We start from the raw sequence: 16557 nt of genomic DNA, 5'->3' as shown, positions 1-16557 counted from the left end.
CGCGCTTTGATGGCGACTAATTTTGCCGATGAACCAATTCAATCCTATTAAACACAATGTCAGCCTGCCGTGGGTGATGTTTCTCTTATTAGCAAGTTTATGCCTAACGCCGCTGATCTCCTCTCCCATCGCCTTAGTACTTGGCTTCTCGTTAGCGAGTTTGAATTTAGTCCCAGCGAAGGTGAATTTAACGCTTATTACCAAAAAATTACTGGCAGTTTCCATCGTCGGTTTAGGCTTTGGCATTAATGTGACAGAAGCTATTTCAGCGAGTTTAGGCAATCTAGGTTTGATTGTAGGCTCTATTTTTTTCACGCTCGGCTTAAGTTTTTACCTGACTAAAGCACTTAACTTAGATAGAAAAACCGGTCATTTGATTGGTGCGGGAACGGCAATTTGTGGTGGTAGCGCTATTGCCGCTGTCGCACCGGCCATTAATGCCAAAGGCGAGCAGATTGCCGTGGCCTTAGCCTGTGTGTTTATGCTCAACTCAGTGGCCTTATTTATCTTTCCAGCCATAGGTCACTCACTGAGTTTAAGCCAATATGAATTTGGAGTCTGGAGCGCTATCGCCATTCATGACACTTCGTCTGTGGTAGGCGCCGCTGCAGCCTTTGGCGATGAAGCCCTAAAAACGGCCACCACAATCAAACTTGCCAGAGCATTGTGGATTATTCCTATCGCTTTGTTCAGCGCTTTATTGTTTGGAGGAAGTAAGAGCAAACTCAATGTGCCCTACTTTATTGTGTTTTACTGCGTCGCTATAGCTATAGCACATTATTTCCCTTCCGAGCATTACCAGATACTATTTTTAATATCTAAACAACTGTTAATATTGTGTTTATTTTTTATTGGCGCATCAATAACCCTTAAGAAAATGCAAACCGCTGGTCCGAAACCTTTGCTTTTAGGTGTATTACTTTGGCTAGCGATAGGAAGTTTATCTTTGGGCTATATACTGCTGATGAGGAATTAAAAGGGGCTGGGGACAATAGATCTATATACAGGGGGTGAAAGTCTAGTTTTGGCCACGAATGACCAAGGCCATGAGACCCAAAAATGCACTGAGTTCGATAAGTGCTTGAGTGAGTCCTGAGGTATAAAAAGAGGCAAGTAGTGCCGATATCGCGATAAGTAGTATCACACTTGCGCGTGTAGATGCCGTCATTTCCCCCTCCTTATTGATAATGCAAAAATCGTATTATCAATAAGATGAGCCGTCATATCCAAGATCTATTGCTCATAACACATAGCTAGATTAACTAAGGATAGGCGTGATCAAACCCAGCTTAATAGAAAGGAGTCGGGTCAACATCTAGCGTCCCAGGAGAGACTCCTCGTTCTATGTTCACTTCAGCCTTGCGTAAGTCGACCATAGTGACTTCGGTATAACGCTTATGCTTAAGAGAATAAAAACACTTCACCACAGGATGCAGTGCATCACGATCTTTGGCTTCCCATACTATGCCTATTCGCTCATCAGACAGCTGAACCAAGGATCCAACAGGGTAGATACCCACGCAGCGAATAAACTCATAAACCAAAGCTTGATCTAAGTGAAATGGGGTTAAGCTTATCAAGATTTTAAAGGCTGCGGCTGGGCTCATGGCCTCTTTATAACAACGTGTTGCAGTTAACGCATCGAATATATCTACAATACAACTCATGCGCCCATGGAGGGGAATTTCGTCACCTTTTAAACCTTTTGGATAACCACGACCATCAAGTTTCTCATGATGCATCAAACACACATCTTTACTGACTTGAGCTAAACCTTGGGTTTGCTCCATGATCTCAACCGCATACACTTGATGCAATTTAATATGCGCAAATTCTTCAGGGGTTAACTTACCAGGCTTATGTAAAACTTCGTTATCCACTTTGATTTTACCAATATCATGTAAAATACCTCCCACGGCCATCTCTTTGAGCATGGTTTTGTCTAAGCCCAAATGCTTGCCAAAGGTTACCAACAGAAATGCGACGTTAACCGAGTGTTCTAATAGGTAGGCATCTTTAGTGCGCAACGCCGAAATGCATTTCATCGCATCGGCATCATCCATCACAGATTCTATCATCCTATCGGCGATTTCTTCGAAGGGGGCCACCTCTACCGCCTTGCCCTCATAGGTTTCCGACAAGACTTTACGAACTAAATTTTTAGCCTCATTAAGTATGACCTTAACCTGAGCCTGCTTACTATCACGACTCGGTTTAGCTTTGCGTGCTAGGGGATTGCCTTTTGTTGGCTCAAAAGATTCTGCGGATGTTTTCTTTAATCCACAATTATCTGCAGAGCGCTCTACATCCACCCAAACACTTTTAATGCCGCTTTTCAGTAGTTTGTTAATCGCATCTTGCGTCTTTATTTGGCCCGGATTGGTAATAGATAGAGCGCCTTTAGCATTGTCGATAGCTGTAACGAACATACCTAAAGCAAGATGACTCACAGATATTTTAATCACATCATTAGACTCAAGCTCATTACTCATGGACTACACACTCCTACAAAACCACAACATCTTATAAAACGTGATCTGAGTCACGCTCAAGCCCGCTCATTCTAAGAGGTAAAGGTAAATTCACCAAAGTTATTCTGAATCCAGTCATAACGCCAAAAACTTGAATCTATGTTCCACTCGAATAGAGCTTAGCAGAGCCACAACAAAATCCAGTTTTTAGTCACCATTTGTTTTCCCTATATGATGTAAATCATCTTAGCGAAACCGGTAAAACTTGAAATTTGAATCTTTGCTTTAACTTAGCAGGCTCATACTGCTCATTATTAAAGCTTGCATCTAAAACTGGTCTCATTATAATCCCACGCCCTGACTGACAGCCGAAGGTAATATCTAGGCCAGCAGTAGACTAGAAGATGTACTCTGAGCCATGAGCTTGGTCATTTAAATACTCACTTGCGGGTTCCCTCACCCCGCCTAACCCCAATGAAAAAGGCCACAATATGTTGTTATTAACACCCACGCAGTTTAAGCGTGCACTGATCCTATTGGTCAGTTTTCATATCTTAATTATTTGTGCCAGCAACTACTTGGTGCAATTACCTTTTCAGATTTTCGGCTACCACACCACTTGGGGTGCATTTAGCTTTCCTTTTGTGTACCTAGCTACCGATCTCACAGTGCGAATTTTTGGCCAACAAGCGGCGCGAGGTATTATTTTCAAAGCCATGCTGCCAGCCTTAGTGATCTCATACCTCATGGGAGTCTTGTTTCACCAGGGACATTTTCAGGGCCTTGAAACCATAACTCAGTGGAATACCTTTGTGTTTCGTATCGCCTTCGCAAGCTTTGTGGCTTATTTAGTCGGGCAATTGCTCGATATCAGCGTATTTGCCCAATTACGCAGAGTAAAAGCTTGGTGGGTAGCGCCTGCGGCTTCAACATTGTTTGGCAATTTCATCGATACCTTGGTATTTTTCAGTGTCGCTTTTTATGCATCCAGCGACAGCTTTATGGCCGCGAATTGGCCTGAAATCGCCAGTGTCGACTACGGTTTTAAGCTCATCGTCAGCCTTGGGCTATTTTTACCTGTTTACGGTGTGTTATTAAAAGTCTTATCCGATAAAATCCTCACTGAAACGAGCGATACTGCCAAGGTATAAATCAAGATAAAGCCTGAATAAAATTGAGCTGCATAAACCGCTGCTTTGTAAAGAAAGCGATTAATGTCAAAATATAGCTTGCAAACACAAATGAGAATGATTATTGTTAACTTGCGTTCCAAAACTTGGTTATCATTTAAAGGCCTCATCATCTTTAAACCGATGCTAAGTTCGCAAGCACGACATTGCTCACACACTCTTTGTGGCCGGGGTTAGATCACCCGGCTTTTTTTGCCTGAAATTTGGCCTCGTCCCGATATTTTTATATTAGCCATCACAAATTTACCCCTTGCCTTTGACCTAAGCCCAAGCATGAGACAGACTGCAATAAACTCCCAAGAAAAGGCGTTAATTGTGGTAAATGCAGTGATTTTAGCTGGCGGCAGGGCAAGCAGAATGGGCGGGCAAGACAAAGGCTTAGTGCGATTCAACGGCCAAAGCATGGTAGCTCATACCTTAGGCCGCATTCGCCCTCAAGTTGACAGCCTAGTGATCAATGCTAACCGTAATTTAGATGCTTACCAAGCCTTAGGTTATGACGTTATCCCAGATGAAAATCAAGAATTTATGGGACCCCTTGCAGGCATATTAAGCGCCTTAAATCACTTAAATGACAGCATCTTACTGGTTGTGCCCTGTGATTGCCCTTGGCTTCCACTAGATTTAGTCTCGCGCATGCAAGCTTGTATGGGAGATAGCCAAACCGACATAGTGGTCGCCAGTGATGGCGAGCAAGAGCAACCTGTGGTGCTATTACTCAAAGCAAACCTTGCCCAATCAATTCAGGACTATTTGGATGCTGGCGAGCGAAAACTGGGTGCTTGGTATCGAAATCAGCACTTTAGCGTGTGTGCTTTTACTGATAATCCTGACGCTTTCATGAACATCAATACCCATGAGCAAATCGCTCAACTCAGTACTCGGAGCCATCTATCATGACTATCGCTTTCATCAATCCTCTGACGATACCCGTGCTAGGATTTTGCGCTTATAGCGGCACAGGTAAAACCACCTTATTGACCCAACTTATTCCTGAGTTGAATCGCCGCGGCCTAAGGCTTGCAGTGCTTAAGCATGCTCACCATGATTTCGATGTCGACACGCCCGGCAAGGACAGCTATGAGATGCGAAAAGCGGGTGCCCAGCAGGTATTAGTCGCCTCACATGTGCGCTGGGCATTAATGACCGAAGCGCCTACTGAGGGCGATCCCGATCTCGCTCACCTATTACGTCAGCTCGATGCCAGTAAAGCCGATATCGTATTAGTAGAAGGCTTTAAAAAACTCGCCTTGCCAAAAATAGAGTTACACAGAGCTGCCCACAACAAACCTTTTATTCACACTCAAGATGAACACATCATCGCCATAGCTTGCTGTGCAGATACCCAAACACCCTCAGCACTAACCCGCTTAGACATTAATAACATCAGCCAGATTGCCGACTTCGTTATTGAGTATCAAAGCGGCTATAACAAACAATAAAGCCAATACCCGTATGCATAAGTCCACTAGTTAGCTGTCATTCAAATTCAGTCTTATATTGCTGTTCCAAGGCGTTGCATCTGTGGGTACAATAAAAACACTCTACCCATGCCCCTTGGAGACCTATGGCCCTTTCTCGTAAGCAGTGGAACAACATTATTATTGGTGCCTGTGTTTTTATGGTGCTGGTGTTGTCTTTTATGAATAAGCAAACCAGCGATGTGCCCGCAGATGTTGCGCCACTGTTCGATGAACAGAATCGATTAACCCAATTACAACTCAGTGGTATCTGGCTTGCTCGTGTTCCACTCAGTCAAGGCCAACTTAACCAAGATGAACATGTCACACAAGAGTGGCAATGTGACGAGCGAGTGCTTAATTGCCAAATCTGGGCTGAGGCGTGGAGCCAAGTGCAAGTATCAGCACTGACAGAAAAACCTCAATCTAGCACTAAGCCACAAGAATTGCTGCTGAGTATTAACCAGAGTAATGAGCCACAACTATGGCTTTATTATGCCCCTGAAGGTTGGTTAGTCTCTCCCAGCAGTCAATGGTATCTTGTGCCCCCAAGCCTTCGCGGCTCATTGAACCCCAGCCTCATATTGGAAACTCAACCTTAAATGCCAGAACTCCCGGAAGTTGAAGTCACTCGTCAAGGTATAGCCCCTTACCTTGTTGATCAAACCGTCGTAGAGCTTATTGTCCGCAACGCTTCTTTGCGTTGGCCGGTGCCAGATCTTGCTCACAATATTGTCGGCCAAACCATACTCAGTGTCAGGCGCAGAGCCAAATACTTGCTGATAGATACCGAGGCTGGGATAACCATAGTGCACTTAGGCATGTCCGGCAGTTTGCGCATTCTGCCAAGAAACACCCCGGTTGAGAAGCACGATCATATTGACTTAGTGTTAGCCAATGGCCGCATGCTGCGCTTTAATGACCCTAGGCGTTTTGGTGCCTGGCTTTGGTATGAACTCCCTGAAGAAGCTCACCCCTTACTGGCAAAGCTCGGCCCTGAGCCACTAAGCGAGGCTTTTAATCCACTGCAGTTGCTAACAGCCCTAAAAGGCAAGAAGAAAGCCATTAAACTTTGCCTGATGGATAACCATATTGTAGTGGGCGTCGGTAATATTTATGCCAATGAAGCCTTGTTTGCAGCTGGCATACATCCTGAATCCGAAGCGGGAAAAATAGATATTGAAAAGCTGACGCTACTGGTGGTTGAGGTAAAACAAATTCTGGCTCAGGCCATCAAGCAAGGCGGCACCACCTTGAAGGATTTTACTAATGCTGATGGCAAACCCGGCTACTTTGCCCAAAAACTGCATGTCTACGGTCGAGGAAGTAAAAGCTGCACTCATTGTGGCAACCTGCTCAGTGAAATTCGCCTTGGCCAACGCACCACAGTCTTTTGCGGCCTGTGCCAAACAAAATAGTGTAATAGTTTCGAGTTCAACAAAAAGGCTTCACTGTCACCAGTGAAGCCTTTTTTGCTCATCAAGCTAACTCAAGGTCGCTGTTAAAATTTATACTCGTAAGTACCAAAGATAGAAGCATTAGTTTCATCTTTCTCAGTGACAAATTTAGATTGAGAGACTGTACCGCCAACCGTGACCATGCCCTTGAGCATAGGTAAGCGATAAGAGACTTCTGCCATGGTTAAGTCTTCTTTCAATGGCTGTGGCGCCCAATTCCCACCACGATTGCTTCCGTCATCATTGAGTTTGGCGTAACGCAGCAAGGCGGTAAAGCCTTGGCTATTGGCAAATTGGCCAATAAGGCCCAGTACATAGGTGTTGGCATCACTGTCATAAGTGCTACCTAAGGCGCGGCCATAATGACGATTACCACTCAAATAAGTGCTATGTTCATAGAAACAGTTAAAGCTATTAGCGTCCGCACCGCAATACACTAAGGTATCCGTGTATTCTGCGAATAACTTATATTGCTGTTTTGCAAAGTTAAATCGAGTGTCTACCCCGACCATTTTACCGCAGTCGGTAATTTGCCAAGGGTCGCCCAAGGAGTCTTCACAGGTACGCTCAAGGTATATGCCCACGGGTACATCAAACCAAATATCACCGTAACGCACATCGAAACCTGCCATCTGGTTTCCATAATTGGTACAACCAAAAACATCGGCACTATCTGCTCGGCAATCACGCTGACCTGTGATGGATTTTAGTGCTACATCCCAATCACATTCCTGGCCTTTACCACAAAACTGCGTGGTCCAAGAGAGGCCAATTTCCAATTGCTGCACAGGTTTTACCGAGGCGCGCATGTTCCACAACAGCATTCGCGGTGCAAAACGCTCTTTTTCCGCGACACTTATGCCCGCAGTCAAGTTCCAACTGCCCATCCAAGACAGCCAAGGGGTTTCAAATGCATTGGCATTATTACGACTCATCATCAACGATGGCATTGGCCGCGCGTTAGTCGACTTGTGCAGCGCAGTATCAAAACCTGGGCCCCACCATTGCTCAATGGCTCCTGCGGTAAATACCCAGTTACCTAAGATCATGGCGATATAAGAATTATCTAAACGCAGGTTTTTATCATCATCGGGATGATAATTCATCGATGCCGAAGCCTTAAAGGCAAAGCGCTCACCTAGGTACTCAGTGGAGCCAGAAAGCGCGGCTTTTTCACGATAATCTGAACCAAAATGCTGGAAGCGCGCCGACTCACTGGCGGTTGCCAGTTTCATGCTTCTATTGCCACGGTTATTGATGGCATTTTGGTAATAAAAATTCACTCTGGCAAAGGCATCCATCAGTGCAGGGCTCATCAAAGAAGGCTCAACTTTGGCCAAATTCTCTCCGATCCCCGACCACATTAACGGGTAGGTATTCACAGGCACCTTGATAAAACCCGCATCCGCTAAGGCCTGAATGTCGGCGCGTAAATATATATCGCTGGCGTCGACCCAAGGTGCAGCCTGAGCGCTAGATACCATGCCTAATGCTGCCAGTAAACTTGTGACTAAAAATCCTTTTTTCATACTACTTATTACCTTTATTCGCTTTCATTGCTGCTATTTTTTCTTTAAGGGCCAAGGCCACTTGTGGATGAACAAATTGACTAACATCACCGCCATGTAAGGCGACTTCCTTGACTAAGGTTGACGAAATAAATGAGTTTTCTTCTGCCGGTGTGAGAAACACACTTTCAAGATCTGGGCTTAGCCTGCGATTCATATTGGCCAGCTGAAACTCATACTCAAAATCAGACACGGCCCTGAGACCACGCACTAGCACACTGGCCTTTTGATCTCGGGCAAAGTCCACCAGCAAGCCACTAAAACCAACCACCTCAACATTATCAAGGTGCGCAGTGACTAGGGTGAGCTGTTCGACTCGCTCCTCTAGGGTGAATCTAGGTTGCTTAGAAGGGTTAGCGGCGATGCCGATAATGACATGTTTAAATAGCTTTGCGGCCCGTTCAATGAGGTCCGCATGACCATTGGTCACAGGATCAAAGGTACCCGGATAAATGGCTCTTCTGTGCATAATCAACGCTCCTTGTTTATTTAGTCTTTGCTTGTTTGACTAGGCTTTGAGGTAAAGCACCTAGGCGACCACGATGTAACAGCAAATTCAATTCAAATTTGGCTTTCTGCCAAATACGGGCAAATTGGCGCTTATCCACCTGACGTCTATCGGTCACCTGATTAATTTCACTGCCAAAGTCGCCATTTAAAATCGGGAAAGGGCGTACCACGAAGCTTCGCAAGGATTTTTCATACCAAAACTGAATGTCTATATCGATAGGCCTAGCGATAGGATAAGCATGCTGGAGTAATTTTTTGGCCCCCGTTTGAGAGACAAACTGCCCTGTGGTGGTGGAAGGTAGCTTAATGCACTGGCCTAAAGACAAGCCATCACCCAAGTCGATGGCATTAAGAATATTCTTAGGTTTACGGCCATGGGACAGCTTAATGTAATCCCATTCCGAGGTGGAATCGGCAAGCTTGGCGATATAGGCAGTAATCTCAGGCGTAAGGATCGCGTCATCCTCTAGAATCAATGAATAATCCAGTTTTTGAATAAGGATTTGCTCCCAGCAGCGAGCATGGCTCATGTAACAGCCGATTTCACCGTCATTAAGCTCTTTATCATATTTAGCCAAGTTCACATCGCGGTTATACACGGCCGCTTTTTCAGCGCTTGATAAATTTTTGCCTCGCACGGCAGATACACGCTCAAACTCTATGCCCAATTTGCTGCATTGAGCCTGCATATTTTCAATTCTATCGACACTGGAATCTAAGTTAATGACAAAAATCTTAAAGCTCATGGAAGCCAACCACAGTTAATTTTGCAAAGGCGCATTTTAACACAGTTTTTTGCCATAGCTCAGTTTTGAGATCATAAGTTCCGAGCAATCAAATAGCCTAGTATCACCCAACAAGTAATGGCTTCATAAATAAGCGCTATTTGCTATAATCGTCGTCTTATTTGCTAACTATTAAGCCATCATCCATGACATTACCTATCAGTGTATTCATCATCACCAAAAACGAAGAGAAGCACATAGCGAAAACCCTAGCTAGCGTCAAAGACATGGATGAAGTGATATTGGTGGATTCTGGCAGCACAGATAAAACACTTTCGATCGCGCAGCAATTTGGCGCGACCATTTTCAGTCATGAATGGCAAGGCTATGCTAAGCAAAAGCAATATGCCATGTCTTTGTGCCGTAATGAGTGGGTATTGAATCTAGATGGTGATGAAGCCATTAATCCACAATTAATTGCCGCCTTTAAAGAGATTATCGAGCAAGACAAGGCTGACAGTGTGCGGTTCTGGCGTAACGATATTTTTATTGGCAAACCATTATCTAGCTTAAGCAAAAAGCCCAACAATCACAGGCTCTATAAGAAGTCTAAATCCTTCTTCGATGACTCACGTCTCGCCCATGAAAGCGCCACAGTGGATGGCAAGGAAATCTTCATCAATCAAGTGTTCGACCATTACGGTTATGACTCCATTGCCGCCATCACCAATAAAAACAACACGTACTCGACCCTAAAAGCCGATGAGAAATTTGTTAAAGGTAAATCTTTTTCTCACCTTAAGCTGTTCCTTATCTTCCCCTTGGTCTTTATCAAAGAGTACCTGTTGCAACGTAAACTATTCTCAGGTCGCCGCGGCTTTATCTTGGCGGTCATGGAAGCCTATTACGCCTTCCTCAAAGAAGCTAAACTGTTTGAAAATCATCAAAACAAGCCTAACTGAAAACCTTTGTCCCATAAAAACGCCCTCATTTGAGGGCGTTTTTATTTGGTCATAACTAAAGATGTTAGATACCCAAAAGCTGGCAGGCTTTTGCTTTAATACGCTTCCAACCTACTGAGAAATCTTTCGCCAGTTTACTTTGGCCCACTTTATAACGTATGCCTCTGTGGTAGCCGATATGGCGCACATAACCCGTTGGAAATATCGCCCCTTTAAAGCCATGTTGGAAATAAATTTCGTTCATGGCATGCTCCCCCCCCATCTCACCTATGGGTGCGATGAGTTGGTAATCCTTAGTGCGGCGAAGACCTGGATTTAAAGTAAAGCCATGCCACAGGGCTGAGTTAGCCCGGCGTTGGTGATTGCGCTGCATAATTTGATAACTGCGCCCTTCTGGGTCCTTACATTCAAATAGCTCAGCTTCCACCGGATGCTCGTTAGTATCATCTTGCTCACGCAGCCACACAGTGACCACTTTCTCATCCGTGTCTAATACTTTAAAAGAATCTTCAATAAAGCTTTTGCGGTAAAACTCCCAATCATCTTCGCAATGGAAGATATAGTCAGAAGTCACCTTACTATAAGCCCTGTCTATGCTTTTCATTTGACCCAGCTGCGGCTCATTATTGAGCACCACAAAATCCACATCAGGAAACTTAGCCAGCACCTTGTTGAGCTTATCGAGATTATGGCTGTCCTCAATAATAATGTATTGGGCAATAGGGTAAGTATTAAACTTAAAAAAGCTGATTAAGGTTTCTTCTAATAAATCAAATCGATTACAGCTAGTTAGTACAAATGAGACACTTTTAGTTTCCACGCTTTCACCTTACTTTTGTATGCTTACAACCCATGCTGAAGACGAGTCTATGTGAGCCTTTGTACTAGAGCAAGGCAAGATAGCCTTATTTTGCACAAAATTGTTACGCTAGGTGGCACCGTTAATCACCCCTTTCGAGATTCGCCATTAACCAAATGCTTAATATTACAACCAAGATTCAGTCGCTTTTAGTTCATGTTTAAGCTGTGTTTTCGTCGCTGTAACTTTGTACCTAAGGCTTTTATTTGCTGATGGAAATAAATCGCGCGCCGGTACAAGCGTCGTCAGTAAAGTTATGCACCCTGACTTTTTTATCGCTACTCAGGGCCGTTAATGCGATGGAAAATGCTTGTGAATAGGTAGCCGCAGACGCGGCACTGTCCTCCAAAAAGTATATCCAGCCATTGCAAGGCCCTACACCACCTTCAACTTTGATGGCAAAATTCTTACCGCTACCGGTCGCATTGGTAGCCACTTCCAGCACCGTCGCGCCTATTGTTAACTCACCCGCCGAGGCAAAGCTTGGCAGCAAGAGACAAGTAACGGCTAATAATTTTAGATATTTCATTTTTAAATCCTCAAATGTTTGAATTCAAATAATAAGTGCATGGCTTGATGCCAATTTTAAATTGGGGCCGCGATAAGCTGGACTATAACCATAAGCTTATTTGATATAGAACCGGCCCCACTCATGTTAATCCGTGATCCATAATGTATGTACTATTGGACATGTGAATCGTCAATCACACATTACTGTGCATTTATTAACTAAAGCGTTTGTCCATAAGTCCTAGTCTAATTCGATGTACTGGTTAACCAAGCCATAGCCGTTACTGTCGGCACAATAGCCAACAGTAATCCTTTGTGCCGCCGTTTTCGCTGCCAATAAGCTTGAGTATGCCAACTGCAACATGGTGTCATCGGTAATTAACTGACAGCCCGCCGCATTTCCTGAGCCTTCTCTTACATATAACCATTGGGTGACGCCTGCTGGCATGGGGTTCATCTTAAAATACAGTGTTTTCTGCCCATCCATAGTGGTTCGCAGCACAGTCACAGTGCCCGAACTCACCTCTGCGTTAACAGCAATGCTCGTAGCGAATAGCACTATTGCGCTAAGTATTATTTTAATAAAATTCATATCCTTGCGACCTTTTAGGGATGTTCTGCATCATGGTTTCTTGGTTAAAAACATTACGGTCTCGATTAAGGCAATCCACTTCGCAGCCTACGGTGTCTTTCAAGGTATATATTCAAAAAGACCTTCACAAAAAAACTCAAGTGTGCAGCCGTTAACCGAATACGATTTATTGTAAGTATCCAGACTTATTTTTAAATTTGGCTTCTTAATAAATTTATCAATTCTCCTTAAAATAACGTGAATTATCTTTTACGGATATAGGGTAGCCAGTCGGCTGCTCACCAAAAGCTTCAATCGGCGGCTCTTGATCCTCATTTAAAACGTATAAATCACCATTTTTATTTAGTTGAACACGTAATGTACCATCGAAATAAGGCCCATCAACACCACCATTAGGAATATTTCTTGGGTATACCCAATTGCCTAGCTCTGAACTAATTTCGAACTGCTCACCAGTCATTCTAAATCTATCTGAATTAGCAGGGGCTATGATTTTAGTTATACCCGAAGATGAAACCTCAATAGTTGTTCCTGAATAATTATATATCTCCACATACGCAAACCGCGGACAGCCGCTTAATGCTAATGTGATCACTAAAAAAATAAACATTCTAAATTGCTGTAATAAGTTCATATAGATCATAATCAATTACCAAGGCCAAGGATTTTTTCCACTTTCCGGCCCCATCTCTAACAGATTTTTGTTATGCGTCCCGCCACCAGTAAGTTGCGAAACACCCATCGCCATGCCATGTAAAGGCAGATATAAAGGACCAAGTATTTCTGATTGTCTAGTATGCAAGGTTTCCTCTGTTACAATCGGAGAATCAAACCTATTTACAACATAACTGCCATTTGGATTCTTGTAAGAATTTTGGCCATATACATGAACATGACCAAAAGACATTGCTGAAGGCATCATCCATTCAGGCATATTAGTAAAATGCAAAATCCCCTCACTCCCATCCCACACAGGTGTAGCGCCGAACATCATTCCAATACCACCATAACCCAACCCTATAAGAGTGTTAGGAAGTGACCATATTCTTCCCATAACATCGCCTACGACACCTAGAGCCTTAGTTATCCCTGATAGCTGTGATTGAGAATCACTTGCAACAGCGGCTGAATCTTGGTTTGAAGCTCCTCCAAACACAGCTCTTGCAAATCCGGCTGTAACCGCTCCATTTGCAAATTTACCTCCTGTCAGTTTAGAAATAGTTCCTCCAATAACGGCAGCCACAATGACATTTGCATATTGATTACCTACCTCTATCCGCCCTCCAAATGCTGCACCTATACCCGCGGAGATAAAACCATGTCCAAAATCACCTCCTTGCAACTTCGAAGAGAGTCCTCCTATAGCCGCACTTGCAAGTACTCCACCAGCACTTCCTCCCCCCGGCATAATTGCCGTTGTAAGACCAGAGGTGAAGGTCGATTTTAGACTACCCGTCACCGAATAGGTCGACATCGCATTATAAGCAACTAAGCACGCTTGGCAGTAAACAGCAAAAACTACTGAAATTACTGCATTTAATATCGGAATATCAGCTATCGCTCGAAACAGCCCCTTAAAAAAGTAACCACTCGGATCCGTATAAGTCAGCGGATTATTGAGCACATAGCTATAACGGTTATAGTTCTGTAGGTTAGTCGGTGCCTGTATGTTGGGGTCTGCCTGTAAAAAACGCGCCAAGTTAGGGTCGTAGATACGGCCACCCATCTGGATCACGTCCAGATTGGGTAACATCTCATGGCCAGTATAGCCGCGCTCCATGGGCGTGATGGCCTGCACTAGGCTGGAGCCAGCAAGCTTCATCGGTTTGCCAAATGCGCTATAGAAGTACTGCTCGAGTATGTTGCCGCGCTCATCGGTGATGCTTAAGGTTGAGCCTTGATGATCGCCATGCTGATACTGTACCTGTTCACTGTTGCCTAAGGTGGCATTTTGGTTGCGCACCACCATGATATTACCCAACATATACTTGTGACGGGTATTTTCCAGGTTGCTGCCTATGGCTGCACTGCCCTTATAGCGGCGCTCTTGCTGGTACAACTGTCCGATATAATCGGTATTAAAGGTTTTCCACTCGCCCGCCTCTTGGCGATAATCGCTGCGGCTCAATACTGCGCGACTACTGTCATAGCGATAGGCGCTGTATTGGCTGCCTAGCTGAATGCGACTGGCCTTATCGAAGGCATTGTAGCTAAAGCTGCGGCTGCCATCTGAGGTGATATTGCCGTTGGCATCATAGATAAACTTGCTATAGCTTTTGCCATCGACATTGGCGCTGTCGAGTCGGTTGACACTGGTGCTTTGCAGGTAATTATAACTGGCGAGATTGACCGAATAACTGCCGCCCGCATAGCCTTTACGGCTGTTGATATTACCGAAGCCATCGTAGCTGTATTGCTCATCATAGCCATAGCCCGTGAGGCTGCCAGTGCCAATACTGAGATCGCGGGTTTCGATGCGGTTTAAGCTGTCATAGGTGAAGTTTTCACTGAAGCCCAAGGTTTGAATGCCGCTGCCATTGTAATAGCTGTGGGAGCGATATTCGACATTGCCTTTGGCATCAAAAAGACCATAACTTAGCTGATGAATGTAGCTATTGCCTTTCTTGAGATCGATACTGTCTATGCGGCCCGTGCGCTGGTTAAAGCGGCGCGCCTCACTGGTGCCATTGGCAAAGCTTTGCGCCGTGATATTCCCGAGGGCATCCATGGCGGTTATTCTGCGTAACTCACGATCCGCGCTGTCTTTTTGCAAGTAAAGGTAATGGTTAGCGTTATAGTAAAAGTTAACGTAAAACACCCCATTATTAGAAGGGTAATGCTGGCAATCAATAAATCTAGCCAGCCATTATGAAACAATCACACAATAAATCTAGCCTAACAATAAATCTAGCCAGCCATTATGAAACAATCACATAATGCACTTTCGGCGTGTGCTCAAGCAAGACTAAGGGATTTCCCTGCTAGAAGGTTAATGTGACATGGATTTATCTAAGCCGATTAGTTAAATAGACTGATTTCATTAAGAAACTGTGATTTTTAACCGCTCTACCCCAACCCGTTGATTTTGGCAGAGTAGGGAGTCATGAAAGAATCTTTTTACTTAGAGGCGCTGGTCAACTAGCCATTAAGTGCTGACAACAACTGGCGAAATGTCGTCGACGCTTTTCTAGATGCTCGCAATAGCTTGTGAGTTCTTGAAGCGTGCCCACTGGGCCGTGAAATAACTTACCAAATTCTGTGGTAAGTTTGAGCCAATTTTCTTGAAAGATATTCAATCTTGTGAGTAACTTAGCGCTATTGGTGCTGATGGCACCGTGCTTGTCATTGCGAATAATACGTCCCGTATCATCAACCAGCTCAAGATAATCTTGCAGCGAAAACGCAATCCCTTTAGGTTGGTTTTTTCGCTCGTTTCCAATGAAAGGTAATAAGCTGATAGGTTGCTCACCTCTTAAAGCCGCCTGAATCCGCAGCTGGATGCTGGTGTGGTCTGATTGCTCAGGGGTGCTTGCCATCTTGGCCCTAATTGGATTTAGATCGACATAGGCCATACAGGCTAACACTGCGGCCTCATCTAGCAGGGCCTGCGATTTAAAGCGACCTTCCCAGAAGCGGCCTGTACAGCTATCTTCTTGATTTGCTTGCCGTGCAATCGGCTCATTAAGACAGCGCATGAACCAGCTGATGTCGCACAGTCTGCTTCGATAAGTGGCGATGGAATGCTTTAATCTGAGCACTTCATGGGTTTCAACGACTTCACCTTTAACAAATTTCTGGGTTATCTCATCGCCATTAAACAGCTTGTGCCACTGCTCGAGGACTTCTCGGTCTGTCCAGCAATTGGCAGTCTCAATGTCAATACGTAACACCACATGAAGGTGGTTAGACATCACTGCAAAGGCGGCCACATCGATTGCAAAAACGGCTTCGAGTTCAAACAGTCGCGATTCGACCCAGCCACGACGATGGTCAAAATTCTTACCCGACTCACCCAATAAACCAGCGCATCATCACCGCAGACTTTTTATTGGTAAAGAATGCACGGCGAATAACACGACTGTTGCAGTGGTAGAAAGGACTGATGTTAAACAAGAAGCTCAACACTCACCTGACTTCTTCTAGGGCGCGGCATAACAAGCTCCAACATCGACAACTTTTTTGAGTTTAGTAGAAGGAGCTAAATCATGTTATTTTTTGTGGGTGATGAGATGGACGCTCCCTAATACGGCGTC

General features: G+C 44.5%; 16 protein-coding genes and 2 pseudogenes. 7 read left to right on the top strand and 11 right to left on the bottom strand.

Annotated elements, in window-relative coordinates; translation table 11 throughout:
- Positions 1-28: 28 nt before the first annotated feature.
- The gene (locus SDEN_RS01150; RefSeq protein WP_011494680.1) at positions 29-976 is read left to right on the top strand and encodes a YeiH family protein; all 948 of its coding nucleotides are present in this window, start codon (positions 29-31) and stop codon (positions 974-976) included.
- A gap of 42 nt (positions 977-1018) precedes the next feature.
- Here the strand turns inward: SDEN_RS01150 and SDEN_RS20410 are convergent, their stop codons facing one another.
- Both SDEN_RS20410 and SDEN_RS01145 read right to left on the bottom strand, forming a co-directional pair.
- On the bottom strand, positions 1019-1168 hold the full coding sequence (locus tag SDEN_RS20410) for a hypothetical protein (RefSeq protein ID WP_157599807.1): 150 nt from the start codon (positions 1166-1168) through the stop codon (positions 1019-1021).
- Between the two features lie 121 nt (positions 1169-1289).
- Entirely contained in the window at positions 1290-2492 is a 1203-nt protein-coding gene (locus SDEN_RS01145; protein ID WP_011494679.1) for an HD-GYP domain-containing protein, read from the bottom strand.
- Positions 2493-2962: 470 nt separating this feature from the next.
- Between SDEN_RS01145 and SDEN_RS01140 the strand changes: the two genes are divergently transcribed.
- The 5 genes and pseudogenes from SDEN_RS01140 to mutM all read left to right on the top strand — a co-directional run bounded on the left by SDEN_RS01140 (position 2963) and on the right by mutM (position 6539).
- Positions 2963-3622, top strand: a complete 660-nt coding sequence (locus SDEN_RS01140) for a 7-cyano-7-deazaguanine/7-aminomethyl-7-deazaguanine transporter (protein WP_011494678.1) — start codon at positions 2963-2965, stop codon at positions 3620-3622.
- Between the two features lie 312 nt (positions 3623-3934).
- On the top strand, positions 3935-4561 hold the full coding sequence (gene mobA, locus SDEN_RS01135; protein ID WP_011494677.1) for a molybdenum cofactor guanylyltransferase MobA: 627 nt from the start codon (positions 3935-3937) through the stop codon (positions 4559-4561).
- A pseudogene (gene mobB / locus SDEN_RS01130) lies at positions 4558-5091 on the top strand (molybdopterin-guanine dinucleotide biosynthesis protein MobB); the annotation flags it as partial. The gene mobA and the pseudogene mobB, both read left to right, overlap by 4 nt.
- Before the next feature lie 137 nt (positions 5092-5228).
- Complete coding sequence (locus SDEN_RS01125; protein ID WP_011494675.1) at positions 5229-5723, top strand: hypothetical protein; 495 nt, start codon at positions 5229-5231, stop codon at positions 5721-5723.
- Entirely contained in the window at positions 5724-6539 is an 816-nt protein-coding gene (gene mutM / locus SDEN_RS01120) for a bifunctional DNA-formamidopyrimidine glycosylase/DNA-(apurinic or apyrimidinic site) lyase (RefSeq protein ID WP_011494674.1), read from the top strand.
- 83 nt (positions 6540-6622) lie between these two features.
- Here the strand turns inward: mutM and SDEN_RS01115 are convergent, their stop codons facing one another.
- From SDEN_RS01115 to SDEN_RS01105, 3 genes are read right to left on the bottom strand one after another with little or no spacing between them, the layout of a single operon-like run.
- Positions 6623-8107, bottom strand: a complete 1485-nt coding sequence (locus SDEN_RS01115; protein WP_011494673.1) for a capsule assembly Wzi family protein — start codon at positions 8105-8107, stop codon at positions 6623-6625.
- A 1-nt stretch (position 8108) separates the two neighbouring features.
- Positions 8109-8615, bottom strand: a complete 507-nt coding sequence (gene coaD, locus SDEN_RS01110) for a pantetheine-phosphate adenylyltransferase (protein ID WP_011494672.1) — start codon at positions 8613-8615, stop codon at positions 8109-8111.
- A gap of 16 nt (positions 8616-8631) precedes the next feature.
- On the bottom strand, positions 8632-9402 hold the full coding sequence (locus SDEN_RS01105) for a glycosyltransferase family 25 protein (protein WP_011494671.1): 771 nt from the start codon (positions 9400-9402) through the stop codon (positions 8632-8634).
- Between the two features lie 185 nt (positions 9403-9587).
- Here SDEN_RS01105 and SDEN_RS01100 point away from each other — a divergent pair, with 185 nt between their 5' ends.
- Positions 9588-10343 carry a glycosyltransferase family 2 protein gene (locus SDEN_RS01100; RefSeq protein WP_011494670.1) on the top strand — a complete coding sequence of 252 codons (756 nt, stop codon included), beginning with the start codon at positions 9588-9590 and terminating at the stop codon, positions 10341-10343.
- Between the two features lie 64 nt (positions 10344-10407).
- Here the strand turns inward: SDEN_RS01100 and SDEN_RS01095 are convergent, their stop codons facing one another.
- The 6 genes and pseudogenes from SDEN_RS01095 to SDEN_RS01070 form a co-directional block, all read right to left on the bottom strand.
- Complete coding sequence (locus SDEN_RS01095) at positions 10408-11163, bottom strand: glycosyltransferase (RefSeq protein ID WP_011494669.1); 756 nt, start codon at positions 11161-11163, stop codon at positions 10408-10410.
- Between the two features lie 241 nt (positions 11164-11404).
- Entirely contained in the window at positions 11405-11731 is a 327-nt protein-coding gene (locus SDEN_RS01090) for a DUF5992 family protein (protein WP_011494668.1), read from the bottom strand.
- Between the two features lie 222 nt (positions 11732-11953).
- Positions 11954-12304 (bottom strand): hypothetical protein, encoded by a 351-nt coding sequence (locus SDEN_RS01085; RefSeq protein ID WP_011494667.1) that lies wholly within the window; start codon positions 12302-12304, stop codon positions 11954-11956.
- 217 nt (positions 12305-12521) lie between these two features.
- Positions 12522-12938 (bottom strand): hypothetical protein, encoded by a 417-nt coding sequence (locus SDEN_RS01080; protein WP_157599806.1) that lies wholly within the window; start codon positions 12936-12938, stop codon positions 12522-12524.
- A 15-nt stretch (positions 12939-12953) separates the two neighbouring features.
- Complete coding sequence (locus SDEN_RS01075) at positions 12954-15122, bottom strand: RHS repeat-associated core domain-containing protein (RefSeq protein WP_011494665.1); 2169 nt, start codon at positions 15120-15122, stop codon at positions 12954-12956.
- Between the two features lie 316 nt (positions 15123-15438).
- A pseudogene (locus SDEN_RS01070) lies at positions 15439-16457 on the bottom strand (transposase).
- Between the last annotated feature and the right edge of the window lie 100 nt (positions 16458-16557).

It is taken from the genome of Shewanella denitrificans OS217, assembly GCF_000013765.1.
Lineage (GTDB): Bacteria > Pseudomonadota > Gammaproteobacteria > Enterobacterales > Shewanellaceae > Shewanella > Shewanella denitrificans.
The sequence above is the reverse complement of the archived record's forward strand: the minus strand, read 5'-3'. Positions and strand labels throughout refer to the sequence as shown.

Coding starts and splice junctions, on each gene's coding strand:
- mobA (WP_011494677.1), top strand. CDS start 3,935: ATGAGACAGACTGCAATAAACTCCCAAGAAAAGGCGTTAATTGTGGTA.
- SDEN_RS01145 (WP_011494679.1), bottom strand. CDS start 2,492: ATGAGTAATGAGCTTGAGTCTAATGATGTGATTAAAATATCTGTGAGT.
- SDEN_RS01140 (WP_011494678.1), top strand. CDS start 2,963: ATGTTGTTATTAACACCCACGCAGTTTAAGCGTGCACTGATCCTATTG.
- coaD (WP_011494672.1), bottom strand. CDS start 8,615: ATGCACAGAAGAGCCATTTATCCGGGTACCTTTGATCCTGTGACCAAT.
- SDEN_RS01125 (WP_011494675.1), top strand. CDS start 5,229: ATGGCCCTTTCTCGTAAGCAGTGGAACAACATTATTATTGGTGCCTGT.
- SDEN_RS01080 (WP_157599806.1), bottom strand. CDS start 12,938: ATGAACTTATTACAGCAATTTAGAATGTTTATTTTTTTAGTGATCACA.
- SDEN_RS01085 (WP_011494667.1), bottom strand. CDS start 12,304: ATGAATTTTATTAAAATAATACTTAGCGCAATAGTGCTATTCGCTACG.
- SDEN_RS20410 (WP_157599807.1), bottom strand. CDS start 1,168: ATGACGGCATCTACACGCGCAAGTGTGATACTACTTATCGCGATATCG.
- SDEN_RS01090 (WP_011494668.1), bottom strand. CDS start 11,731: ATGAAATATCTAAAATTATTAGCCGTTACTTGTCTCTTGCTGCCAAGC.
- mutM (WP_011494674.1), top strand. CDS start 5,724: ATGCCAGAACTCCCGGAAGTTGAAGTCACTCGTCAAGGTATAGCCCCT.
- SDEN_RS01150 (WP_011494680.1), top strand. CDS start 29: ATGAACCAATTCAATCCTATTAAACACAATGTCAGCCTGCCGTGGGTG.
- SDEN_RS01115 (WP_011494673.1), bottom strand. CDS start 8,107: ATGAAAAAAGGATTTTTAGTCACAAGTTTACTGGCAGCATTAGGCATG.
- SDEN_RS01105 (WP_011494671.1), bottom strand. CDS start 9,402: ATGAGCTTTAAGATTTTTGTCATTAACTTAGATTCCAGTGTCGATAGA.
- SDEN_RS01100 (WP_011494670.1), top strand. CDS start 9,588: ATGACATTACCTATCAGTGTATTCATCATCACCAAAAACGAAGAGAAG.